A 23,743-nucleotide genomic window follows, 5' to 3' on the forward strand; every position below is an offset into this window, starting at 1 on the left:
CAATGCCGCTCATGCAGAGCCTGACCCTCGATTCCACCACCCGCGCTGCGGTCGCCGCCGCCGTCAACGGCGGCGGCTGGACCGTTGCCTGCCTGTGCGCCGCCTGGTGCGGCACCTGCGCGACCTACCGCGCCACCTTCGAAGAGGTGGCGACGCGCCATCCGGACAAGCAGTTCGTCTGGATCGACATCGAAGACCAGGCCGACCTGGTGGGCGACCTGGACGTCGACAACTTCCCTACCCTGCTGCTGCAGCGCGGCGATACGGTCGCCTTCTTCGGCACCATGGTGCCGGACGGCGGCGTGGCCGACCGCCTGGTACAGGCCCAGGCCGAGCAGAGCGACGAAGAACTGGCGCGCCTGGCGCAATCGAGCCAGGAACGCCGCGACTGGCAGGAGGAGTGCAATCTGCGCGTGTTGTTGCGCGGGCCGGATTAATCGCCCGCCCGGGGTGCGAACGACACCAGCGCCTCGAAGTAGCGATTCAGCGCGTCAAACAGTTTCAACGACACGGCCTCGAAGCGCACCTGCTGCTCCCCCTCGAAGGCCTGGTCGGTCCACCCGTCCACGCCGCCGAACGAGTCGGCGCTCGACACTGCCGCCAGCCCGAATACGCGATCCCCTCCCCATTCGAATGGCGCGAACATCTGCGTGAACAGTTGCAACAAAACCAGCATGTCGGGCTCCCAGTCCACATCTGGCGATTCCAGCACAGTCAGGTCCAGCGGGCCGGGGTCGATGGCATGCATGGCCAGGTGGCGGGCAGCGCCAAGCACACGATCGTAAGGCGAGTCGACACGCCATGCAAAATCGCGCGCTTGCGTCAGTGCGTCGATGAACTGCTGCCGCGCCTGCGCCATCGGCATCGCTGCCGGGGACGGCACCGGGTCAACGGCAGGATCCTGGACGAACAGCGTCCAAGGTACATCGACCTCGCGGATGGTCCAGCCGAGATCGTGCTGCAGCCGTTCATCGAATTCGAGCCAGCGCCGCTCCTTGTCGTTCGGTCCGAAGATGTCGGCCAGGTCGTCGGGAATGCGCGGCTGGATGCCCCGTTCCTCGCACTCCAGGCGCACCAGCTCGATCAGGACCTCGCTCACGCGCGCGACTTCACGATCCGGCAACCTGGACAGGAAGCGCGGCCAGTCATGGGCTGCGATGCGTGGAAAGTCGTCGAGCTCGTCGATGTCACCGAGTTTTTCCACCAGCAGTTTGTGGCTCGCGGCAATCCGCCAGATCCTGCCAGCGAAATCTTGCGCCTTGATCAACCCTAGCAGGGCCGCTGCAGTGACCTCATCTTCGTCATACGCTTCCAGCCATGCTGTAAATTCCAGCTCATCGTCGACCGGCGTCGTTTTTTCGATATGGTGCACGAGTGCCGGGGGAATCACGAAGCTTTTCCCGTGGGTGAGCGCGTCGGCCTGGATACCCCGAAAGACCTGCTGCCCAATGGCGTCCCAGTCCTGCTCCCCCTCGGACGACAATAAATAGGATGGCAGGTCGGACGCCGCGAGTGCAGCCCGATCGCCATCTGCGCGATACGCATCGATCACTTCCAGCACGCCAGGCACGAAAAAACCCGGCTCGCCTTGCCTGTTGAGCAGTTCAAGAAAGATCGATGCGGTAAGCGACAGGCGCGGCCCGGGTACCGTTCCCTGCACATGCACGGAGCCGCCAACCGCGGTATCGATGCGCATCTGGAACGGCAGGCCGTCGGCAAACCCGGTCAGCATCTGCCGCACGCGATCCCCGCCTTCCATGCCGCGTCCCGCCCCGGCTGAACCAGCCTGTACGGCGACCGATACCGATGTCACACCGTTCGCTCGCTGTTCCTGGATCCATTGGCGCAATGCAATCGACTCCCCAGCGCGCCCGGTGCCGGCTGTACCAATGCCGCGCTGGACCTCGATCTGGTCAAGCGCACAAGCCTGCGCCAGCAGCGCGCATGCTTCGTCGAAGCGGCGCTCCTCGACGACCAGCAGCCCTGGCACGAATATGACAAAAAAGCGCTTGGCATTCATGGCGGTCTCCCTGATGGCGATGCCAGAGTGTGGGGCAACGCCGTCACCCACCTGAAGACCTGCCGCAATGGTGCGCTAATTCAGCCCAATTTCAAAGGCAGGCTGCGCAGCCGCTGCCCCGTCAACCTGAACACCGCCGCCGCCACCGCGGGCGCCACCGGCGGCACGGCCGGCTCGCCCACCCCTTCCGGATGCGCGCTGCTCGGCACCACGATGGTTTCCACCACCGGCGCCTGGTTAAACCGCAGCAGCGGATAATCCCCGAAGTTCGACTGCACGATCCTGCAGCCCTCCACCGTGATCTCGCCGGCCAACGCCGCCGACAGCCCGAACACCACGCTCGATTCCACCTGCTGGGCCACGATGTTCGGATTGACGACCAGGCCGCAATCGATCGCACACACCACGCGGTGCACGCGGATCTGGCCGTCCTCGATCGACACTTCCGCCACCTGGGCCACCGTGCTGCCGAAGGAACGGTGCAGCGCCACGCCGTGGGCGCGCCCTTCCGGCGCCTGGCCGGCACGTTCGATCGCCGCATCCAGCACCGCCAGCGCGCGCGGATGCGCCGCCAGCAGCTTGCGCCGCAAAGCCACCGGATCCTGCCCGGCGGCGTGCGCCACCTCGTCCAGGAACGACTCCTTGAAGAAGGCATTGTGCGAATGCCCGACCGAGCGCCAGTAGCCGATCGGCACCGCGCTATCGACAGTCACATGGGCCACGCGCTGGTTGGGGATCGCGTACTGGTGGTCGTACTCGCCCTCGGCGGTGGTCTTGTCCGGCCCCACGCCCGGCAAGCCCAGGCTGCGCTTGAAGTACTGGTGGCCGATGGCGCCGCTGGCCGACTTGTTGTCCCAGGCGAGGAGCTCGCCATCCGCGCCCAACTGCGCCGTGAAGCGCGCCAGCGCGGCCGGCCGGTAGACGTCGTGCATCGTGTCCTGCTCTCGAGTCCAGATCAGCTGCACCGGCTGGCCGTCCAGGGCCTTGGCGACCGCCACCGCCTGCGCCACCATATCGACTTCGAGCCGGCGCCCGAAGCCGCCGCCCAGCAGCATGACGTCGATCGACACGTCCTCGCGCGCCACGCCGGCCACCCGCGCGGCGCAATCGACTGCAATGCTCGGCACCTGGGTCGAGGCCCACAGTGTCACCCTGCCGCGTGCGACCTGGGCGGTGCAATTGATGGGTTCCAGCGCCGCATGCGCCAGGAACGGCGCCCGGTATTCGGCGCGCACGGTGCGCACCGCGCCCTCGACCTCTTGCGTGCCGGTCTCGTGATAGACATGGCCGCGCTCCTCTTCCAGGCTGCGCGCCAGGCCGGCCAGGATCGCGGCGCTCGACAGCGCCGCATGCTCGCCCGGGGTCCAGGCGACCGGCAAGGCATCGGCAGCCTGGCGCGCCTGCCACCAGGTCGAGGCCACCACCGCCACGCCGGCCCCGGCGCCGGTGCGGCCCTCGAGCGCGGACGAGACGTCGACCACCGCCAGCACGCCCGGCATGCGGCGCACAGCGTCGGCATCGAAGGCCGCGACCGTGGCGCCCAGGGTCGGCGCCATCGTCAGCGCCGCGTACACCATCCCGGCCGGCCGCGCATCGATGCCGAAGCGCGCGCTGCCGTCGGCCTTGGCGCGGCTGTCCAGGCGCGGCAAGGGCTTGCCGATCAGGCGGAAGTCCTGCGGCTGTTTGAGATTGACATCGTTCGCGGCGATGCCCGCGCCGGCCTGCGCCGCCAGTCCGGCCAGCGCGCCATAGCCGGCGCGGCGGCCGTCGCGGTGGACAACGAAGCCGTCCTCGGTGCGGCAGTCTTCGACCCGCGCGTCCCACTGCCGGGCCGCGGCCTTGACCAGCATCGCGCGCGCCACCGCGCCGGCTTCGCGCATCGGCAGCCAGGCGTCGCGCACGCTGCTCGAGCCACCGGTGAACATGATGCCCAGCTCGCGCCCGATCTTCGCCATCAGCCACTGGGCGCCTTGCGCCGTGCGGCCGGTGTCGTCCGGGTGGAACGGCAGGTTCTCGCGCAGCACCGTGACGTTGGCATAGATCTTGTCGATCGGCGGAGCGATGACGCGCACCGCATCCAGCCCGATGTCGAGCTCCTCGGCCACCAGCATCGGCAGCGCCGTGTTCACGCCCTGCCCCATCTCGCTGCGCGGCACCACCACCGACACCGTGCCGTCCGGCGCCAGCGCGACCCAGCCATTGAGCGCGACCTCGCCGTCGGCCAGCGCCAGTGGCCGCGTCGGATGCAGGCGCTGGCGCGGCGGCTGCGTGCCCCAGCCGACCAGCAGCGCGCCGCCGGCGGCCAGGCCGGCCAGCAGGTATCTGCGGCGGCGCTTGCCCGCGTCGGTCATGCCTTGCTTGGGCAGGCCGTCCTTCGGCACCAGCGCCGGCTTACGCATCCTGGCGGCTCCCCCAGCGCGCCAGGATCTCTTCGGCTGGCAGCGGCTTGCCATACAAATAGCCCTGGGCCAGGTTGCAGCCGTGGCGCAGCAGGAAAGCCGCCTGGTCTTCGCGCTCGACGCCTTCGGCGATCACCGACAGGTCCATGCTCTTGCCGAGCTGGATGATGGCGATCGCGATCGCCTCGTCGTCGGGGTCTTGCGGGATGTCCTTGATGAAGCTGCGGTCGATCTTGAGGGTCTGCACCGGCAACTGCTTCAGGTAGGCCAGCGACGAGTAGCCGGTGCCGAAATCGTCGATCGCGAGCGCCACGCCGATCGCGTGCAGGTCGTTTACATACTGTAGCGCGTCGCTCGTGTTCATGATCGCCGACTCGGTCACTTCGAGCTGCAGGCGCGCCGGCGCCAGGCCCGCATCCTCGAGCACCGCGGCCACGGTGGCGGCCATGCCGCCGCGCTCGAACTGGCGCACCGACAGGTTGACCGCGATCTTCGGCACTGACAGTCCTTGCGCTTCCCAGGCCACCATCTGGCGGCAGGCGTGCTGCAGCACCCACTGGCCCAGCTGGCCGATGAAGCCGGTGTCCTCGGCCAGCGGGATGAAGCTGCTTGGCGCGACCTGGCCCAGCTCGGGGCTGTTCCAGCGCAGCAGGGCCTCGACCCCGACCAGGCGGCCGCTGTCGATCTCGACTTGCGGCTGGAAGGCCAGGTAGATCTCGCTCTTTTCGATCGCGCGCCGCAGCAGGGCTTCCATGCGCAGGCGCACGGCGCCGTCGCCACTCATCGACGGTGCGTAGAACCGGAAGCCGTTGCGCCCACGCGCCTTGGCCTGGTACATCGCCACGTCGGCGTTCCTGATCAGCATGTGCATATCGCGTCCGTCCTGCGGATACAGGCTGATGCCGACGCTGCCGGTGACGAACAGCTCATGGCCCGAGACCTCGAACGGCTGCTCGAACATCGCCATCAGTTTTTCGGCCACCCGCGTGGCGCCAGGCAGGCCGTCGACGTCTTCGAGCAGCACGATGAATTCGTCGCCGCCCAGTCGCGCCAGGGTGTCGCCCTCGCGCAGGCAGCGTGACAGCGCCTGCGCCGCCTGCTTGAGCAGCTCGTCGCCCACATGGTGGCCAAGCGTGTCGTTGACGTTCTTGAAGCGGTCCAGGTCGATGAACAGCACCGCCAGCTGCTCGCCGTCGCGCTCGGCGCGCGCCATCGCGTGGCGCAGGCGGTCGTGGTACAGCAGGCGATTCGGCAGCGCGGTCAATGCGTCGTGGTGCGCCAGGTGGTCCAACTGGTCTTGCGATTCGCGCTCGCGCGTGATGTCGCTGAACACGCACACGTAATGGGTGGTCGCGCCATCGTCGTCGCGCACCGCCGACACCGTGAGCGCTTCGAGGTAGGCTTCGCCGTCCTTGCGCGTGTCCCAAATCTCGCCGCGCCAGAAGCCCGATGCATCCAGCTGGCGCCACAGCTCGTCGTAGAAGGCCTGGTCGTTGCGGGTGCCGCGGGTCAGACTCGATTCGCGGCCCAGCGCTTCCTGCCCGGCATAGCCGGTGATGCGGCTGAAGGCCGGGTTGGTGGCCACGATGCGGCCATGCACGTCGAGCACCATCACGCCGTCGGCGATATGTTCCAGCACATTGGCCGACAGGCGCAGCTTTTCCTCGGCCAGCTTGCGCTCGGTGATGTCGGCGAAGACCCAGATGCTGCCTTCGTTGGCGCGGTTCGGATCGAGCGCGCAGCCGCTCATCAGGCACCAGAACAGGCTGCCGTCGCTATGGCGCAGCTGACGCTCTTCGCCCAGGTCCATGCTGCGCTCGAGCAGCGGATACTGCTCGATGCCGATGCGCTCGTACTCTGCGTGGGTCGGATACAGGATCTCGGTCGATTGGCCGACCATCTCGCCCTCGGCGTAGCCAAACAGCTCTTCGCAGCGGCGGTTGCTGGAGATGATGCGGCGCTGGCGCACGAACAGCACGCCGAACATGACGTTGTCCAGGATCGCGCCCTGCTCGGCCAGCAGCGCCTCGATGCGCATCTCGTCGTGGCGGCGCTCGCTGATGTCCGAGATGATGCCGTCCACCCGCACGCCTTCGGTTCCGTGCAGCGCCGGGTCGTACGCCGCCTGCGGCTGGCCGTGCTCCTGCACCCAGCGCTCGATGCCGTGGGCATCGATGATCCGGTATTCCATCTCGTAGGCAGCGCCCGAACGGGCCGCGGTCCTGGCGGTGCGGTAGTAATCGCGCCGGTCTTCCGGATGGACGATGGCGGCCCAGTCCTCGGTGGTGGCGCACATGAAGCGCGCCGACGGATAGCCGGTGATGCCTTCGATCGCGTCGCTGACGAATTCGATCGGACCGCCCGCGCGCACGCGGTACACGGCGCCCGGCACCTGGGTCACGATGGTCCGGAACTGTTCCTCGCGCCGCGCCACGTCGGCGAACAGGTCGCGGATCGCCAGCCGCATGCGCTCCATCTGCTCCCCCAGGCGTCCCAGCTCGTCCTGGGCCGACAGCGCCAGCGGGGTCTCGAAGTCGCCGCGCGCCAGGCGGTCGGAGAAGCGCATCAGACTGCGCAGCGGCGACAGCAGGCGGCTGCGCAGCAGCAGCGCGATCAGGAGCAGCGACACCGCCAGTTGCAGCGCCACCACCAGCGCATAGTTGCGCTGTTTGGCACGCAATTCCTGGCCGCTGCGGTAGTCGTCCATCTCGAGCGCGACCTTGCCGATGTTCTTGCCTTCCACCACGATCGGCCGTTCGGCGCGCAATACCTTGCCCAGCGGGCGGCCCGGCGAGCGCAGGTGCAGCACGCTGTTGCCGGCCAGGTCGTGCACCTCGACCCCGGCCACGGCCGGGTCGCGCAGCATCGAGTCGAGCAGCGGGCGCGCCGCCTCCATGTTCAGGTTCCACAACGGTTCCTGCATGCCGAGCGCGAGGATGTCGGCATCGCGCTGCAAGGTATCGTTCAGGCTGGCGGCGGCGGCAGAGCGCTCCTGTACGCCCACCAGCAGGTAGCTGCCGACCACGCTCGGGACCAGCAGGCCGACGAACACCACCAGCAGCAGCGCGCCATACAGGGAGCGGCCGTACAGCAGGCGCAGGCGGGACGGCACGGGGGAGGCAGCGGGACTGGACATGGATGCGGGAAGGAGCGCGGCAAGCCTGGTGCATGAGGATGGCGAGATTATGCACAGTTGCTTGCTGGGAGTCACTAACTATGCGGCCTGCACAGCCGCTGGCCGGCCCCACGGCCCCGCGCCTGTCGGCGCCGCGCGACATGACCAGGCTTGACAAGCCGGCCGGGGATCGGTCAGGTGTTGCGGCGCGGATATCCCTGCGCCAGGATGCGCTGCCACACGACTTCCTTCTCGGGTGCGCTCATCGAGACCCAGTTGGCCACTTCGGCCACGGTGCGCCCGCAACCGCGGCACACCTCGTCGAAGGTGGTCGAGCACACCGCCACGCATGGGGTGTCGGCACGTTCGGGCAGCGGCGCCCCGGCGCCGCCGGCTTCAGGCCGGGCCGACATCGAGCTTGTCCCAGCCTTCATGGCCGAGCTTTTCCATGGTGTCGATATTCTTCTCGAAGATCTCTTCGGCCTGCGGGAAGGCGTCGACCGCGCGCGCGATGCTGTCTTCGCGCAGCAGGTGCAGGATCGGGTACGGCGCGCGGTTGGTGTAGTTCGCGATGTCGTTGGCGTCGGTGTCGGCGAACTGGTAATCCGGGTGGAAGCTGGCCACCTGCAGTTCGCCTTCGAGTTGCATGTCCTCGACCGCGACGTCGGCCACGTCCAGGAACTCGTTGTAGTCCTCGAAATCGTTCAGCACGAACGGGTGGATCAGCAGGGTCGTGTCGACCTGCTCCGGGCTGGTGTCGGACAGGTGCTGCAACTCGTCCATCAAGGTCTCGAGCAATTGCTCGGGCGTCGTGGCAGGCGACACGATATAGCGCACCTGCTCCTTGACATAGACCGACTTGGCGAATGGACAGAGATTGAGGCCAATGACGGCCCGTTCCAGCCACTTGCGGGTGGCTGCGACGATGGCGTCATCGTCGGCGTTCAGATTGGGGGGACTCATGGCGAAACTTTCCATAGCATGGCGAACAGCAAAGACTGGATTGTACGCACTCTTTGCGCCGGCTCATAGATAGTCCCCACGGCGGCGCTAAGGTTTGGCAGACACGGTCGTAGATCGCGCCGGCGCCGGCAAACAGGGCGTCGTTTCGACAAACTACGTGATATACCCGGCATCGTCCGTTTTCATGATGCCAACGTCAGGCTTTCACCTTTCGATTTTAATTGTAACGACAGCGACTTTATTCTTGACTGACTCGACGATTGGTCCGTACACTGCCCTCTTGTCTTGTCCGCTCGTTCCTGGACGCAACACTGGAAAAGTCTTACCATGAAGCCCAAGCACGACACGAAACGTTCCATCTTCACCCTGGCTGCGCTGGCCCTGCTGGCAGCGGCGCCGCTAAGCCAGGCGATGGAAGCCGCCCCGCTACCGTCGGCCCGGGCCGCCCTCGGCGCCGAGCGCCAGGCCCTGTCGCCGGCACTGCCGGGCATCAGGACCGACAAGGGCATCGACAAGCTCGACGACTACCACGAGACCGACGTCTGGGGCCGCATCCGCAGCGGCTATGCGATCCCCGACCTGAACAATGCGCTGGTGACCCGCCATGCCCAGGCCTATGCCAACCACCCGGCCAACCTGTCGCGCATTTCGGGCCGCGCCTCGCCCTATCTGTACCACGTGGTATCCGAACTCGAAAAACGCGGCATGCCGACCGAGCTGGCCCTGCTGCCGGTGATCGAATCGGCCTTCAATCCGCAAGCGATGTCGAGCGCCAACGCGGCCGGCCTGTGGCAATTCGTGCCGGGCACCGGCAAGGACTTCGACCTCAGGCAGAATATGTTCAAGGACGAACGGCGCGGCGTGGTTGCCTCGACCGATGCCGCCCTCTCCTATCTGCAGCGCCTGTACACGATGTTCGGCGACTGGCCGCTGGCCCTCGCCGCGTATAACTGGGGCGAAGGCAATGTTCAGCGCGCCATCAAGAAAAACCAGGAACTGGGCAAGCCGACCGACTTCGAGAGCCTGGCCGAGCTGATGCCGGCCGAGACCCGCAACTACGTGCCCAAGCTGCAGGCGGTCAAGAACGTGGTGGCCAATCCTTCGCAGTACGGCGTGACCCTGCCGGCGATCGACAACCAGCCCTACTTCACGATGGTCGACAAGACCAGCGACATCGACCTGGCCATCGCGGCCCAGCTGGCCGAAATGTCGCTCGACGAATTCAAGGCGCTCAACCCGCAGTTCAAGAAGCCGGTGATCATCGGCGGCGAACGGACCAAGATCCTGCTGCCGACCGAGAACGCCGAGAAATTCCACATCAACCTGGCGCAGTGGGGCAATGCCCTGTCGACCTGGACCACCCACAAGATCACTGGCGCCCGCGTCAGCATCGCCCAGCTGGCCTCGAAATTCGGCACCACGCCCGAAGTCATCCGCCAGGCCAACAATATTCCACCGCAGTCGCGCCTGAAGGCCGGCTCGACGATCCTGGTGCCGAAGACCTCGGCCACGAACCACGGCGACATCGCCGAGAACATCATCGAGAATGCCGTAGTGGCCTTCGAAGCCGACCGCGGCAAGGCCAAGCGCAATGCCTCGCGCTTCAAGGCCAAGGCCGGCGCCAGCAGCAACGGCAAGCGCATCGCACGCAATACTTCGTCCAAGCGCAAGCAGCGCTGATCGCGCGGGCGCCGTGCCCACAGCCTGCCGCGGCGCTGGCGCATATTGCTGTGCAGCATTAGCTGCACAGTTTTGCGTTGTGCCGTGCAGAGATTCGGAAAAACCTGTATAGTACGGTTTGTGCGCTGCGACATGATGGTCGCAACAAACAGACAGTTCAGCAGCGACAGCAGTACAACTAGCAGCTACGCAAACCCCAGGCAGCTCGACATAGAGCGCCTTTCCAAAGCCTCCCGCCTTGCGTGTCGTTTCCAGACACCGTCCCGGCGCAAAGCTTTTGTGCCGAAATTTCTTTCATTACTGAGTCATTTCGTTTGTCGGTTCGCGTTGCATTTTTACGTTCGCGCCACATGTGCGAACGCATGATTTATTCCGAAAGTAAAGAACACATGAGTTTTGAAGCACTTGGCCTGCACGCGTCCATCGTCCAGGCAGTCGTCGACAGCGGCTACACCACCCCGACCCCGGTCCAGGCGCAAGCCGTCCCTGCAGCCATCGCCGGCCGTGACCTGCTGGTATCCTCGCAGACCGGTTCCGGCAAGACCGCGGCCTTCATGCTGCCAGCCCTGCATCGCCTGGCCAACGCCGAGCCGCTGCCAGCCGGCAAGACCCCTGCGCAAGAAGCGCAAGCTGCCAAGGCCCGCGGCGAGCGCGTCCGTTTCAAGCCGGCCCAGCCAAAGATGCTGGTCCTGACCCCGACCCGCGAACTGGCCCTGCAAGTGACCAGCAATACCGACAAGTACACGGCCCATATGCGCCGCGTGCGCTGCGTCTCGATCCTGGGCGGCATGCCATACCCGAAGCAGATGCAACTGCTGGCCAAGAATCCTGAAATCCTGGTCGCCACCCCGGGCCGCCTGATCGACCACATGGAGTCGGGCAAGATTGACTTCTCGCAGCTCGAGATCCTGGTACTGGACGAAGCCGACCGCATGCTCGACATGGGCTTCATCGACGACATCGAGAAAATCGTCGCCGCTACCCCGTCGGCTCGCCAGACCATGCTGTTCTCGGCAACGCTGGATGGCGTCGTGGGCAATATGGCGCGTCGCATCACCACCGATCCAATGACGATCCAGATCGCCAGCGCCGGCAACCGCCATGAGAACATCTCGCAGCGCGTGCACTTTGTGGACGACCTGTCGCACAAGAACCGCCTGCTCGACCACCTGCTGCGCGACGAATCGATGGACCAGGCCGTGGTGTTTACCGCCACCAAGCGTGACGCCGACATGATCGCCGACCGCCTGAACATCGCCGGTTTCGCCGCCGCCGCACTGCATGGCGACATGCACCAGGGCGCCCGTAACCGTACGCTCGACGGCATGCGCCGCGGCAGCGTGCGCGTGCTGGTCGCCACCGACGTCGCCGCGCGCGGCATCGACGTGCCGACCATCACCCACGTGGTCAACTACGACCTGCCGAAGTTCCCCGAAGACTACGTGCACCGTATCGGCCGTACCGGCCGTGCCGGTCGCAACGGTACCGCGATCTCGCTGGTGAACCACGCCGAGAACATGGCCGTGCGCCGTATCGAACGCTTCACCCGCCAGCCGATCCCGGTCAATGTGGTCGAAGGCTTCGAACCGAAGCGCACTGCGGCGCCACGCGCCGCCGCACGCCCGGGCTGGAAGCCGGGCGACGGCCGCAATGCCGGCAAGCCTGCACAGCGCGGCTTCGGCAAGCCATCGGGCCCGCAAGGCGGCTATGCCGACCGCGCACCGCGCGAAGGCTATGCAGCGCGTCCGCAGGGCGATCGTCCGCAAGGCGAGAGCCGCTACGCCGACCGCGGTCCGCGCGAGGGTTATGCACCGCGTCCGCAAGGCGACCGTCCGGCCGCTGACCGTGCGCCGCGCGACGGCAACCGCTTCAGCGCCCCGCGCGAAGGCCAGGGCCAGCGCCGCGAAGGCGGCTACAAGGGCGCCCACCCGCGCTCGATGGACGGCGCCCGCCGTTCGTTCGGCGAATAAGCATGTCCCCGCGCAGGCGGGGATCCTGACCTAGCGTCGGTAAAGAACGGCTGCCACTCGGCAGCCGTTCTTGCATCCAGGCCGCCCATCGAGCGCGGCCACGCGACATGGGGGATAATTGCGCTCGCGTTCCTTTCAACGACTACCGGACAAGCCCATGAGTACCAACGACCAAGCCATCAAACTCACCTCGTTCTCGCACGGCGGCGGCTGCGGCTGCAAGATCGCGCCCGGCGTGCTGGCCGAGATCCTGAAATCGTCCACCGGCTTCCCGGTGCCGAAGGAGCTGATGGTCGGCATCGAGACCTCCGACGACGCCGCGGTCTACCAGCTCAACGACGAACAGGCGCTGGTCGCCACCACCGATTTCTTCATGCCGATCGTCGACGATCCGTTCGACTTCGGCCGCATCGCCGCCACCAATGCGATCTCGGACGTGTATGCGATGGGCGGCACCCCGATCATGGCGCTGGCCCTGGTCGGCATGCCGATCAACAAGCTGCCGCTCGAGACCATCGGCCAGATCCTGGAAGGCGGCGCCACCATCTGCCGCGAAGCCGGCATCCCGATCGCCGGCGGCCACACGATCGATTCGGTCGAGCCGATCTACGGCCTGGTGGTGATGGGCCTGGTGCATCCGTCGAAGGTCAAGAAGAACAGCGCCGCGCGCGCCGGCGACGTGCTGGTGCTGGGCAAACCCCTGGGCGTGGGCGTGCTGTCGGCTGCCCTCAAGAAAGGCGTGCTGGGCGAGGACGGCTATGCCGCCATGATCGCCAATACCACCAAGCTCAATAAACCGGGCCGCCTGCTGGCCGACATGCCGGGCGTGCACGCCATGACCGACGTCACCGGCTTTGGCTTGCTGGGCCATCTGCTGGAACTGGCGCGCGGCGCGCAGCTGCAGGCGCAGCTCGACATGCCGGCGATCCCGCTGCTGCCGGGCGTGCTGCAACTGGCGCACGACGGCTTCTTCACCGGGGCATCGGGCCGCAACTGGGAGGCCTACGGCAAGGACGTGCAGCTCGATGCATCCCTCACCCCCGCCCAGCGCGCGCTGCTGACCGATCCGCAGACCTCGGGCGGCTTGCTGGTCGCTTGCGATCCGGCCGCGGTCGACGAGGTGCTGGCCCTGTTCGCGCGCGAAGGTTTTGGCGATGCGGCCGTGGTCGGGCGCATGGAAGCGGGCGCCGGCGGCGTCGCCGTGCGCGCCTGAGCTCCCCCGAGCGCTGCGCCACGCCCGGCCAGCTGGAACAGGCCGGGATCCTTCCCCAGCTGTCCCAGCACGGGCGACAGGCGCAGCTCGGCGCCATCGAGCACCAGGCGCGCGGCCGGCCATTGCAGCAGCGCGTGGCGCGGCGCCTCGCTATTGGCCGGCATCGACATGAGCCAGGAGAGGGCGGCCAGCCCGCGGTCGACCAGGCCCACGCACCAGGCCTGGCTGCCGCGCACCCCGACCCGATAGCCCGCGGCGCCGCCCAGCGCGCTGCGCACGCCGGCCAGGTAATGTCTCAGGACGCCATCGATGTCGGCGCGCGTCGCCTCCTCGCCCAGCGCGAAATAGATGGCGCTGCCGGGCGGCTGGCCCGCCGCGCGGGCGAGGCGCAAGGCATCGGCGCCATCGAGCAGGCCCTGCTGGCGCGACAGCCGCTCCACGCCCACGCAACTCTCCCATAGCGCGCCGATGCGCAGCCCGGCGCGGGACAGGCGGCGCGCCTCCTCGAGGTCCAGGTTGCGCGTCGGATCGCGGCTGTAGCGCCGCATGACGAAGTCGATGCCGCGCAGGCGCAGCGACGCGGCGTGGGCCGCGATGGCAAACGGCGAATCGCAGCCGCGCAGCGCCGCCATGGCGTGTCAGGCCCTCAACCGCGGTCGGCGACGACGGCATTGTCGCCGCTGCCTGGCTGCGGGCGGGAAGGAAGGCGCACCGGCACCGGCCGGCGCATGGCAAGGGCCACCGCCGCCACCGCCAGCGAAACCAGCAGCGAGGCGCCCAGCGCCAGCAGGACCGGCAGGGGAAGCGTAATGGCGAGGAAGTGGCTCATGGCATCTCTAGTTCAGGACTCTTGCCTGAATTGCGTTCGATTGGTTTCGCGCAAGACCGTACTGTGCCATCCATGGCGTCCGTCAGGATTGACCAGGCGCAACGCCACTGTCGTCACGACTATCGCCGCGGGCAAACAGCTTGTCGCGCGCCAGCCTGCTGATCGCCACCGTGGCCGGATGGCTCATGCGGCGCTCGGTGGTGATCGCATACACCTGCTCGACCACGGCCTCGACCTGGCCCAGCGCGACCAGTCCATACTGGCTGCTGACCTGGGCCGCGATGACGGCCGGCGCGAAGAACACGCCGGCGCCCGAGCGGCCGAAGGCCTGGATCATGGCGCTGTCGTCGAACTCCCCCACCACGCGCGGATGCACGTCGCAACGCTCGAGCCAGCGCAGCAGGCGCTGGTGGATCGCGAAATCCTCGCCCGGCAGCAGCATCGGCGCGTTGTGCAGGCAGGCCGGGAACGGCTGGTCGAAGGTGGCCGCCAGCGCCTCGGTGCAAAAGGCCGTCATCGGGCTCTCGCCAAGCAAGTGGTTGTAGGCGCGCACGCTGAAATGGCCCGGAATCGGGCGGTCGGCGATGACCAGGTCGAGCCGGTGCACGGCCAGGTCGGCGATCAGGCTGTCGAGCCGCCCTTCGCGGCAGATCAGCTTCACGGGCTCCTTGAGCTTGAGGGCCGGCTCGACCAGGTCGACCGCGATCAGCTTGGACACCGAATCGGCGCAGCCGACCCGGTACGAGGTCGTGGCGAAGGCATGGTCGCGCACCAGCTCGAGCAGTTCGTCGCCGGTATTGAAGATGTCTTCGGCATAGCTCACGATGCGGCGCCCGGTATCGGTCAACTCGAGCTTGCGGCCGACCCGGCGAAACAGCTCGACACCCAGGCTCTCGGCGAATTCGGACAGCTGGCCCGAGATCGAGTGCGGCGTCAGATGCAGCTGCTCGGCCGCCCGCGCGATGCTGCCGGTTTTCGCTACCATCCAGAAGTAGCGCAGGTGCTTATAGTTGAGTGTCGACATCGGCCGCTCTCGTAAAGATCGAAAAATTCGATCTTACATCAAATAATATTCGATTTGTACGATGTATCGCTGCATCCTATAGTTGGGTTTTACCCCTATTGGAGGACTGTCATGCCCCCTCGATTCATTGTCAAGACAAGGAGTATCCGATGAACGGATTGGAAACCATCGCAAGCCCCATGATGTGGGGCGGCTTCGTCGCGTTCGTGCTCGTCATGCTCGCGCTCGACCTGTTCGTCTTCGGCGGTAACAAGGCGCACAAGGTCAGCGTCAAGGAAGCCGGCATCTGGTCGCTGGTCTGGGTCAGCCTGGCGCTGATCTTCAATGCCTGCCTGTACTTCTACCTGAAGGACACCGCAGGCGCCGAGATCGCGAGCCAGAAGTCGCTCGAATTCTTCTCGGGCTACCTGATCGAGAAAGCGCTGTCGGTCGACAACGTGTTCGTATTCCTGCTGATCTTTACCGCCTTCCAGGTACCGCAGCAATACCAGCGCCGGGTCCTGATCTATGGCGTGCTGGGTGCGATCATCATGCGTGCCGTCATGATCAGCGCCGGCGCCTGGGTCGTGAGCGAATTCAGCTGGGTCCTGTACCTGTTCGGCGCCTTCCTGCTGTTCACCGGTATCCGCATGCTGGTGGCGGTCGACGAAGAGCCGGACGTGGCCAATAACCCGATCCTGAAGCTGGCGCGCAAGCACCTGCGGGTGGCCGATGGCGACCATGGCGAAAAATTCTTCATCAAGAAGGATGGCCTGCGTTACGTGACGCCGCTGTTCCTGGTGCTGATCCTGATCGAGGTGACCGACCTGATCTTCGCGGTGGACTCGATCCCGGCGATCTTCGCGATCACGACCGACCCGTTCATCGTGTTCACGTCGAATATGTTCGCGATCCTGGGCTTGCGTGCGCTGTACTTCCTGCTGGTCGACGTGGCTGACCGCTTCCACCTGCTCAAGTATGGCCTGGCCATGGTGCTGACCTTCATCGGCGTCAAGATGCTGATCATGCCGTGGTACCACATCCCGGTGCAGGCTTCGCTGACCGTGGTGGCAGTCCTGATCGCCGGTAGCTGCATCGCCAGCCTGATGATCAAGCCGAAGGACGAAGAGAAGTAACGGTATCGCCATGTGGGGTGGGCGGCAAGCCGTCCACCCTGCCTCGTTCCAGCACCTGCGATCATCCCCGCGCCAGCGGCGGAACATCGCAGGTCGGCTTCGACGGCGGCGCCCCGCCGCCGGCCTGCCCCACCCGCTCGTATTCGGCGATCACCTGCGCCCCCAGCAGCAGCAAGGTGGCCGCGATCTCCAGCGAAAACATCACCACGATCGCCGTCGTCATCGAGCCATACACCAGGTTCACCTGCGACAGGGTCGAGAAATACCAGACCAGCACATGGCGCGCGACTTCCCACAGCAGCGCCGCGGTCGCCCCACCGATGAAGGCATGCCAGATCGACAGCCGGCCCACCGGCATCACCAGGTAGATCGAGGTCAGCACCAGGATCTCGCCCGCCAGCCCCAGCAGATACAGCAGTACGCCCGACACCCCGCCCAGCGACCATTTATAGTTGAACAGCCACACGCTTTCGGTGCCCAGCACCTGCAGCGCGCCGGCGACCAGGGTAACGACCATGATCCCGATACCCAGCGCCAGGATATAGCAATACGGCAGCACGGCCGACACCATGAAATGCCGGCGCCGGATCGCGACCCGGTGCACGAAGATCACGCTCATCGCATTCTCGAGCACGGTGAAGGCGAGCGAGCTGAAAAACAGCATGGTGAGCGCCAGCACCCAGGTCAGGATCTGGCGGTCCTGCAAGAAATTGGCGACCTCGGTCACGATCGGCCGCGACTGGCCCGGCACCAGCAGTTCGAGGTAGCGGCGCAGGGTATCGAGCAGTTCGACCGGATCGATGAAGTGCGACAGCACCACCACCACCAGCATCAGGAAGGGCACGATCGACAGCAGCGCGTAATAGGCGACGGCGCCGGCCAGCAGCAGGCCCTGGTTGCCGCGAAAGCCTCTGAGCACCTGCAGGGCGAACTTGAGGGGATGCGACAGGATATAGATATTGGCGCGCTGGTCCTTCAGGCGCGCGCGCCAGTCACGCCGGCGGCTCATCGCGCCAGCCGGATGCCGGTGAACTGCCAGCGCGCGCCGGACGGGAAGAAGTTGCGGTAGCTGGGGCGCGCGTGCCCCTCGGGCGTGGCGCAGGACGAGCCGCGCAGCACGTACTGGTTGACCATGAACTTGCCGTTGTATTCGCCGATGGCGCCCGGCGCCGGCGCATAGCCGGGATACGGGGCGTAGCTGCTGCTGGTCCACTGCCAGCAAGCGCCGAACAATTGCTGCAGGCCGGCGCCGCTGGCCGCTGACGGGTGATTGAGCGGCAAGCCCTTGACATCGGCCTGGCGCGCGGCGAATTCCCATTCGGCTTCAGTCGGCAGGCGCGCGCCGCGCCAACGCGCATAGGCATCGGCTTCGTACAGCGAGACGTGGGTGACGGGCCGCTCGGGGTCGAGCGGCTGCACGCCGTGCAGGGTGAATTCGTGCCAGCCGCCGTCTTGCTCGATCCAGTACAGCGGATGCACGATCTCGCCCGAGGCAACCCGTTCCCAGCCCTCGGCCAGCCACAGCGCGGGGTCGCGGTAGCCGCCGGCTTCGATGAATTCGCGGTATTCGCCATTGGTGACGAGGCGCGAGGCCAGCGCGAACGGCGCCACATAGGTGCGGTGGCGCGGCAGCTCGTTATCGAAGCAAAAGCCGCTGCCGCCATGGCCGATTTCGGCCAGCCCACCGTCGAACGGCAACCATTCGAGCGGCGGCGCCGGCGTCGACGCGTCCAATGGATCGGCCGCATAGGCCGGATACAGGGGATTTTGCGCCAGCAGGTGCTTGACGTCGGTGAGCATCAATTCCTGGTGCTGCTGCTCGTGCTGCAGGCCCAGTTCGACCAGGGCCGCCAGTGCACTGTCGATGCCGCGCGCCAGCAAGGCGTCCATGCGGCGGTCGACGTCGTGGCGGTAGGCTTTTACCTCAGCCAGCGACGGCCGCGTCAACAGGCCGCGGTACGGGCGCGGATGCTTGGCGCCGACGCCGTTGTAGTAGGAATTGAACAGCACCCGGAACGCCGGGTGGAAAGGCGCGAAACCCTGCTCGCGCGGCTCGAGGATGAAGGTCTCGAAGAACCAGGTCGTATGCGCCAGGTGCCACTTGATCGGGCTGGCGTCGGGCATCGACTGCGCGCAACAGTCTTCATCGGACAGCGCCTCTGCCAGGCGCAGCGAACGGCCGCGCACCCTGGCGAAAGTGCGTGGCAGGCCCTCGTCGCGCAGCATGTTCATGGGGCGATCGCCTGGGCGTGGATCACGGCGAACCAGCGCTGCGGATCGGTCCAGACCCGTGTGGCCTCGAAACCGGAACGCTCCAGCAGCTTGATCGCATCCGCCTGCTGGTATTTATAGCTGTTCTCGGTATGGATGCAATCGCCCGCCTCGAAGCGGCGATCGCCGCCGCGCCAGCGCACCTGCTGGGCGCTGCGCGCCTCCAGGTGCATCTCGATCCGTCCGCGCGCCGCATTGTAGAAGCCGTGATGCTTCCATTGGCGGATGTCGAAGTCGGCGTCGACCAGGCCGTTCACGTGGCGCAGGATGTTCAGGTTGAAGGCGGCGGTCACGCCGAGCGCGTCGTCATAGGCGGCGTCGAGCGTGGCTTTATCCTTGGCCAGGTCGATGCCGATCAGGATGCCGCCGTCGGGGCCGCACTGGGCGCGCAGGCGCGCCAGGAAGGCTTGCGCGTCCTCGGGCGTGAAGTTGCCAAGCGACGAACCCGGATAGAAGAACAGGCGGCGCTCGGCGCGCACCAGCTCGGGCAGCTCGAAGCGGTTCGAGAAATCCATGCCCAGCGCTTCCATCTCGACCTTCGGGAAGCGCTGGCGCAGCCGCGCCAGCGCTTCGTGCACGAACTCGCTGGAGATGTCGATCGCCACGTATTGCGAAGGCTGCAGCAGCGGGAACAGGCTCGCGGCCTTGGCGCAGTTGCCGGCGCCGAGGTCGAGCAGGGTAGTCCCGGTGCCGGCCACGCGGGCGATCTCGGCGCCATGGCGCTCGAAGATGGCGGCCTCGGTGCGGGTCGGGTAATACTCGGGAAGTTCGCAGATCGCCTCGAACAGCTTCGAGCCGAGCGCGTCGTACAGGAATTTGGGCGAGATACAGGCCTCTGGAGCCAGCAGGCCGGCGTGGAGCTCTTCGGCGTCGTGGGCATTGACCACGCTTGCCCCGAGCTCTTCCGATGTGCAGGATGTCAGCATAAGGTTTATCATTCGTGCCGCCATGCCGCACCATGCGAAATGGCCAGGCTATTGCCTGATAATGTTGCCGGTTTTGCTATCATAGCGGAATCCCGGGATTCGCCGTGTTCGCGGCCGTTCAACCGTGCTGCCCCATAGGGGTGCCGCGCTTATCGACCTACCTAGCCACTTACCAAGAAAAGCCAACCATGACCATGTCCCTCCGCCGTCAAGTCCTGAAAACCCTCGGTTTCGTCGCCTCTGCCGTCGCCGGCACGATGCTGGTCGCGGGCGCCGCCCAGGCACAAAGCAATGGCGTGCTGCGCGTCTCGGCCATTCCCGACGAATCGCCGACCGAACTGCAGCGCAAGTTCAAGCCGCTGGGCGACTACCTGGCCAAGGCCACCGGCCTCAAGGTCGAGTTCACCCCGGTGACCGACTACGCGGCCTCGGTCGAAGGCCTGGTCAACCGCAAGATCGACATGGTCTGGTTCGGCGGCTTCACCTTCGTCCAGGCCAATGTGCGCAGCAAAGGCCAGGTGACTCCGCTGGTGCAGCGCGAAGAAGACGAGAAATTCCGCTCGGTCTTCATCACCACCGTGCCGGGCATCACCAAGCTGGAAGACCTGAAGGGCAAGACCCTGGCCTTCGGCTCGGAATCGTCGACCTCGGGCCACCTGATGCCGCGTTCCTTCCTGCTGCAAGCCAAGGTCAACCCGGACACCGACCTCAAGCGCATCGCCTTCTCGGGCGCGCATGACGCGACCGTGGCGGCCGTGGCCGGCGGCAAGGTCGATGCGGGCGCGCTGAACATCTCGGTCTGGGAAAAACTGGTCGAGACCAAGAAGGTCGATCCGAAACAGGTGCGCGTGTTCTACACCACCCCGGGCTACTTCGACTACAACTGGACCGTGCGCAGCGATATGGACCCGGCGCTCAAGAAGAAGATCACCGACGCCTTCCTGGCGCTGGACGGCTCGACCGCCGAGGGCAAGCAGATCCTCGAACTGCAGCGCGCCACCAGGTTCGTGCCGACCAAGACCGCCAACTACGGCGCGATCGAAGCCGCCGCGCGTAACGCGGGCCTGCTGAAGTAAGCACGAGGAGAAGTACGGCATGGCGACCTACCGCCTGCGCGGCCTGACCGTGCGCCACCTGGCCGGCAGCCGCGCGCCGGCCCTGCACGCGCTCGACCTCACGATCCGCGCCGGCGAGCAGGTCGCCCTGATCGGCCCTTCCGGGGCCGGCAAGACCACCCTGCTGTCCACCCTCGCCTGCGCCCACCGGCCGGCCGAGGGCGTGCTGGAAATCTTCGGCCAGGATCCCTGGCAACTGGACGGGGCCGAGCGCCACCGCCTGCGCGCGCGCCTGTTCCTGGCGCCGCAGGCGCCGCCGCTGCCGCCGCGCCAGCGCGTGGTGACGGCGGTGCTGGCCGCACGCCTGCCGTACTGGTCGCTGTGGCAGGCGCTGGCCTCGCTGGTGCGTCCGCAGGATCCGGCCGCCGCCCACGCCGCGCTGGCGCGTTTTTCACTGGGCGACAAGCTGTATGCGCGGGTCGACCGCCTGTCGGGCGGTGAACGCCAGCGCTGCGGCCTGGCGCGCCTGCTGCTGTCGAATGCCGAGGCGCTGCTGGTCGACGAGCCGATCTCGGCCCTCGATCCGGCGCTCGCACGCCACACCCTTGCCACCCTGCGCCAGGAAGCGCAGCAACGGAACGCTACCCTGGTCTGCAGCCTGCACCAGGTCGACCTGGCGCGCGAACAGTTCGCTCGCCTGGTGGGCCTGCGCGACGGCCGCATCGTCTTCGACGCGCCGCGCGAAGAGGTCAGCGACGCCATGATCGCCGAGCTGTACGCCAACGAGCAGGTCGAGCCGCCATCGCAAGCGCCGCACGACACCCCGGGCCAGATCGCCGTCGGCGCCTGCTTCTGATGCGTAGCGCCGCCGCAGTCCCCCACCGCGATCCCGCGTGGCGCACCCGCGTTACCTGGGCCGTGGTCTTCATCATCCTGCTGTATCCGCTGCTGGCGGGCGCCGAGTTCAAGCCCTGGCTGCTGTTCGACGCGCAAAGCCTGCGCGCGGCCGGGATGTTCCTGTCCGATTTCCTGGTCCCCGCGGTCGAACCCGAATTTCTTGCCATGGTGCTGCGCGAAACCTGGCAGACGGTGGCCATCGCCACCGCCGGGCTCACACTGGCGCTGCTGGTGGCGATTCCCGCCACCTTCGTCATCACCGAGCGGCTGTCGATCTCGCGCCTGGGCACCGGCCACGTGCATCCGTTCGCGGCCGCCGTGCGCCAGTTGCTGCGCTGGATCCTGATGATCCTGCGCTCGGTGCCCGAACTCGTGTGGGCGCTGCTGTTCGTGCGCATCGTCGGCCTTGGGCCGACCGCCGGCGTGCTGGCGATCGCCCTGTCGTACAGCGGCATGCTGGCGAAGGTGTATGCCGAGATCCTCGAATCGAGCGACGCCCATGCCACCGACGTCTTGCTGGCCAACGGCAGCGGGCGGCTGCCGGCGCTGCTGTACGGCGCCCTGCCCGATTCGAGCGCCGAACTGGTGTCATACACCGTCTACCGTTGGGAATGCGCGATCCGCGGCTCGGCGGTGATGGGCTTCGTCGGCGCCGGCGGCCTGGGCCAGCGCCTGGACGAGTCGACCAAGATGATGGCCGGTAGCGAAGTGGCCACCATGCTGATCATGTTCGTGCTGCTGGTGGCCGGCGCCGACCTGGTCTCGAAGATGCTGCGCCGGAGGCTGGGATGACACCTTCTTCCCTTCCCGCTGCGCCACCGCGCGACATCCGGACCTGGCTGGTGCTGCTTGGCTTACTTGCGCTGGTCGTGGCCAGCTTTGCCTCGCTGCCGCTGCAGTGGAGCGCCTTCTTTACCGCCGAGGCGATCGACTCCGCCGGGGAGTTCCTGTCCGGTTTCGCCCCGCCCGAGACCAGCACGCCGTTCCTGCACAAGACCTTCGGCGCGCTGTGGGAAACGCTGGCCATGTCGGCCGTCGGCACCCTGCTTGCCGCGATCGTCGGCCTGCCGCTGGCGCTGGCCGGCGCCGGGCGCCTGGGCGTCGTGGCGCGCGCCGTCACGCGCCTGGTGCTCAATGTGCTGCGCTCGATTCCCGAACTGGTATGGGCGGCGGTGCTGCTGGTGCTGGCCGGCCTGGGACCGATGGCCGGCACCATGGCGCTGGCCGCGCACACGGCCGGGGTGCTGGGGCGGCTGTTTGCCGACGCCCTCGAAAACGTCGAGCCGCATGCCGAGCAGACGCTGCGCACCAATGGCGCGCGGCCGCTGGCGGCCTTCCTGTACGCTACCCTGCCCCAGGCGCTGCCGCAGATGCTGTCGTATACGCTGTACCGCTGGGAGAACAATATTCGCGCGGCGGCGGTGCTGGGCGTGGTCGGGGCCGGCGGCCTGGGCCAGATGCTCAAGTACCACCTGTCGCTGTTCCAGATGCCCAGCGCCGCCACCGTGGTGATCGCGATGCTGGTGCTGGTGGCGCTGGTCGATGCGGCCAGCTATGCGCTGCGGCGCGCCCTGACCCGTTGATATCGCCACCATGCTCGAACTCGACCAGCTCACCAAATCCTACGGCGGCCGCACCGTGCTCGCGCAGCTGTCGCATGTGTTCAAGGCCGGCGAGTTCGTGGCGATCATGGGCGAGTCGGGCGTGGGCAAGTCCACGCTGTTGAACCTGATCGCGGGCCTGGACGTGCCGGATGGCGGCCAGGTGATCGTCGACGGCACGCCGATTTCGCGCCTGGACGACGATGCCGCCACCCGCCTGCGGCGCTCGCGCATGGGCTTCATCTTCCAGGCCTTCCACGTGCTGCCGCACCTGACCCTGCGCCAGAACGTGGCGTTGCCGCTGCTGCTCAACAAGGCGCCGGGCGACCTCGCCGCGCAACGGGTCGACGCCATGCTTGGCGCCGTGGGGCTGGGTGGACGCGGCGACGATTTCCCGCGCCAGCTCTCGGGCGGCGAAATGCAGCGGGTGGCGATCGCGCGCGCCCTGGTGCACCGTCCGGCCCTGCTGCTGGCGGACGAACCGACCGGCAATCTCGACCCCGAGACGGCCGACGGCGTCCTGCAATTGCTGCGTGCCGAGACCCGCGCCCATGGCGCCGGCGCCATCATGGTCACCCACTCGCATGCGGCCGCCGCCATGGCCGACAAGGTGCTGCTGCTGACGCATTCCGGCCTGAAATTGGCATAAATTCCCAGAAGAAACG

The 23,743-nt window shown here is 66.9% G+C and carries 20 protein-coding genes and 1 pseudogene; 10 read left to right on the forward strand and 11 right to left on the reverse strand.

Features of this window, described 5'->3' with window-relative positions; translation table 11 throughout:
- Nucleotides 1-11: 11 nt before the first annotated feature.
- Nucleotides 12-437 (forward strand): thioredoxin family protein, encoded by a 426-nt coding sequence (locus E8M83_RS03175; RefSeq protein ID WP_137171939.1) that lies wholly within the window; start codon nt 12-14, stop codon nt 435-437.
- Here E8M83_RS03175 and E8M83_RS03180 read toward each other — a convergent pair.
- The 5 genes from E8M83_RS03180 to E8M83_RS03200 all read right to left on the reverse strand — a co-directional run bounded on the left by E8M83_RS03180 (nt 434) and on the right by E8M83_RS03200 (nt 8,497).
- Entirely contained in the window at nt 434-2,020 is a 1,587-nt protein-coding gene (locus E8M83_RS03180; RefSeq protein ID WP_137171940.1) for a hypothetical protein, read from the reverse strand. The genes E8M83_RS03175 and E8M83_RS03180 overlap by 4 nt on opposite strands.
- Before the next feature lie 80 nt (nt 2,021-2,100).
- Complete coding sequence (locus E8M83_RS03185) at nt 2,101-4,371, reverse strand: molybdopterin cofactor-binding domain-containing protein (RefSeq protein WP_137172066.1); 2,271 nt, start codon at nt 4,369-4,371, stop codon at nt 2,101-2,103.
- Between the two features lie 40 nt (nt 4,372-4,411).
- Nucleotides 4,412-7,555 (reverse strand): EAL domain-containing protein, encoded by a 3,144-nt coding sequence (locus E8M83_RS03190; RefSeq protein ID WP_137171941.1) that lies wholly within the window; start codon nt 7,553-7,555, stop codon nt 4,412-4,414.
- A 173-nt stretch (nt 7,556-7,728) separates the two neighbouring features.
- Nucleotides 7,729-7,947 (reverse strand): DUF1289 domain-containing protein, encoded by a 219-nt coding sequence (locus E8M83_RS03195; protein ID WP_137171942.1) that lies wholly within the window; start codon nt 7,945-7,947, stop codon nt 7,729-7,731.
- On the reverse strand, nt 7,931-8,497 hold the full coding sequence (locus E8M83_RS03200; protein ID WP_137171943.1) for a DUF1415 domain-containing protein: 567 nt from the start codon (nt 8,495-8,497) through the stop codon (nt 7,931-7,933). The genes E8M83_RS03195 and E8M83_RS03200 overlap by 17 nt, the downstream gene beginning before the upstream one ends.
- A gap of 327 nt (nt 8,498-8,824) precedes the next feature.
- Here E8M83_RS03200 and E8M83_RS03205 point away from each other — a divergent pair, with 327 nt between their 5' ends.
- The 3 genes from E8M83_RS03205 (at nt 8,825) to selD (ending at nt 13,360) form a co-directional block, all read left to right on the forward strand.
- Complete coding sequence (locus tag E8M83_RS03205; protein ID WP_137171944.1) at nt 8,825-10,177, forward strand: transglycosylase SLT domain-containing protein; 1,353 nt, start codon at nt 8,825-8,827, stop codon at nt 10,175-10,177.
- A gap of 389 nt (nt 10,178-10,566) precedes the next feature.
- Entirely contained in the window at nt 10,567-12,147 is a 1,581-nt protein-coding gene (locus tag E8M83_RS03210; RefSeq protein ID WP_137171945.1) for a DEAD/DEAH box helicase, read from the forward strand.
- Nucleotides 12,148-12,304: 157 nt separating this feature from the next.
- Entirely contained in the window at nt 12,305-13,360 is a 1,056-nt protein-coding gene (selD, locus tag E8M83_RS03215) for a selenide, water dikinase SelD (RefSeq protein ID WP_137171946.1), read from the forward strand.
- 164 nt (nt 13,361-13,524) lie between these two features.
- On the opposite strand, the pseudogene E8M83_RS26180 reads toward selD, so the two are convergent.
- The 3 genes and pseudogenes from E8M83_RS26180 to nhaR form a co-directional block, all read right to left on the reverse strand.
- Nucleotides 13,525-13,992, reverse strand: a pseudogene (locus E8M83_RS26180) (glycoside hydrolase domain-containing protein); the annotation flags it as partial.
- Nucleotides 13,993-14,006: 14 nt separating this feature from the next.
- Complete coding sequence (locus E8M83_RS03225) at nt 14,007-14,189, reverse strand: hypothetical protein (protein ID WP_137171948.1); 183 nt, start codon at nt 14,187-14,189, stop codon at nt 14,007-14,009.
- Nucleotides 14,190-14,271: 82 nt separating this feature from the next.
- Nucleotides 14,272-15,213: a transcriptional activator NhaR gene (nhaR, locus tag E8M83_RS03230; protein ID WP_137171949.1), complete on the reverse strand. Its 942-nt coding sequence runs from the start codon at nt 15,211-15,213 to the stop codon at nt 14,272-14,274.
- 149 nt (nt 15,214-15,362) lie between these two features.
- Between nhaR and E8M83_RS03235 the strand changes: the two genes are divergently transcribed.
- Nucleotides 15,363-16,328 carry a TerC family protein gene (locus tag E8M83_RS03235; RefSeq protein WP_137171950.1) on the forward strand — a complete coding sequence of 322 codons (966 nt, stop codon included), beginning with the start codon at nt 15,363-15,365 and terminating at the stop codon, nt 16,326-16,328.
- 61 nt (nt 16,329-16,389) lie between these two features.
- Here E8M83_RS03235 and E8M83_RS03240 read toward each other — a convergent pair whose 3' ends face one another.
- The 3 genes from E8M83_RS03240 to egtD are packed head-to-tail and all read right to left on the reverse strand — an operon-like array spanning nt 16,390 to nt 19,525.
- On the reverse strand, nt 16,390-17,337 hold the full coding sequence (locus E8M83_RS03240) for a YihY/virulence factor BrkB family protein (protein WP_137171951.1): 948 nt from the start codon (nt 17,335-17,337) through the stop codon (nt 16,390-16,392).
- On the reverse strand, nt 17,334-18,560 hold the full coding sequence (gene egtB, locus E8M83_RS03245; protein WP_137171952.1) for an ergothioneine biosynthesis protein EgtB: 1,227 nt from the start codon (nt 18,558-18,560) through the stop codon (nt 17,334-17,336). The genes E8M83_RS03240 and egtB overlap by 4 nt, the downstream gene beginning before the upstream one ends.
- Entirely contained in the window at nt 18,557-19,525 is a 969-nt protein-coding gene (gene egtD, locus E8M83_RS03250; protein WP_229491403.1) for an L-histidine N(alpha)-methyltransferase, read from the reverse strand. Before egtD ends, egtB begins: the two co-directional genes overlap by 4 nt.
- A gap of 188 nt (nt 19,526-19,713) precedes the next feature.
- Between egtD and E8M83_RS03255 the strand changes: the two genes are divergently transcribed.
- From E8M83_RS03255 to E8M83_RS03275, 5 genes are read left to right on the forward strand one after another with little or no spacing between them, the layout of a single operon-like run.
- Entirely contained in the window at nt 19,714-20,601 is an 888-nt protein-coding gene (locus E8M83_RS03255) for a putative selenate ABC transporter substrate-binding protein (protein ID WP_137171954.1), read from the forward strand.
- 19 nt (nt 20,602-20,620) lie between these two features.
- Nucleotides 20,621-21,436 (forward strand): phosphonate ABC transporter ATP-binding protein, encoded by an 816-nt coding sequence (locus tag E8M83_RS03260; protein ID WP_137171955.1) that lies wholly within the window; start codon nt 20,621-20,623, stop codon nt 21,434-21,436.
- The gene (locus E8M83_RS03265) at nt 21,436-22,269 is read left to right on the forward strand and encodes an ABC transporter permease (protein ID WP_137171956.1); all 834 of its coding nucleotides are present in this window, start codon (nt 21,436-21,438) and stop codon (nt 22,267-22,269) included. Before E8M83_RS03260 ends, E8M83_RS03265 begins: the two co-directional genes overlap by 1 nt.
- Nucleotides 22,266-23,060, forward strand: a complete 795-nt coding sequence (phnE, locus tag E8M83_RS03270) for a phosphonate ABC transporter, permease protein PhnE (protein WP_137171957.1) — start codon at nt 22,266-22,268, stop codon at nt 23,058-23,060. The genes E8M83_RS03265 and phnE overlap by 4 nt, the downstream gene beginning before the upstream one ends.
- A 10-nt stretch (nt 23,061-23,070) precedes the next feature.
- On the forward strand, nt 23,071-23,727 hold the full coding sequence (locus E8M83_RS03275; RefSeq protein ID WP_137171958.1) for an ABC transporter ATP-binding protein: 657 nt from the start codon (nt 23,071-23,073) through the stop codon (nt 23,725-23,727).
- The last annotated feature ends 16 nt before the right edge of the window (nt 23,728-23,743 follow it).

Origin of the sequence: Massilia sp. HP4, from assembly GCF_005222695.1 — a bacterium.
Taxonomy (GTDB): domain Bacteria; phylum Pseudomonadota; class Gammaproteobacteria; order Burkholderiales; family Burkholderiaceae_D; genus Telluria.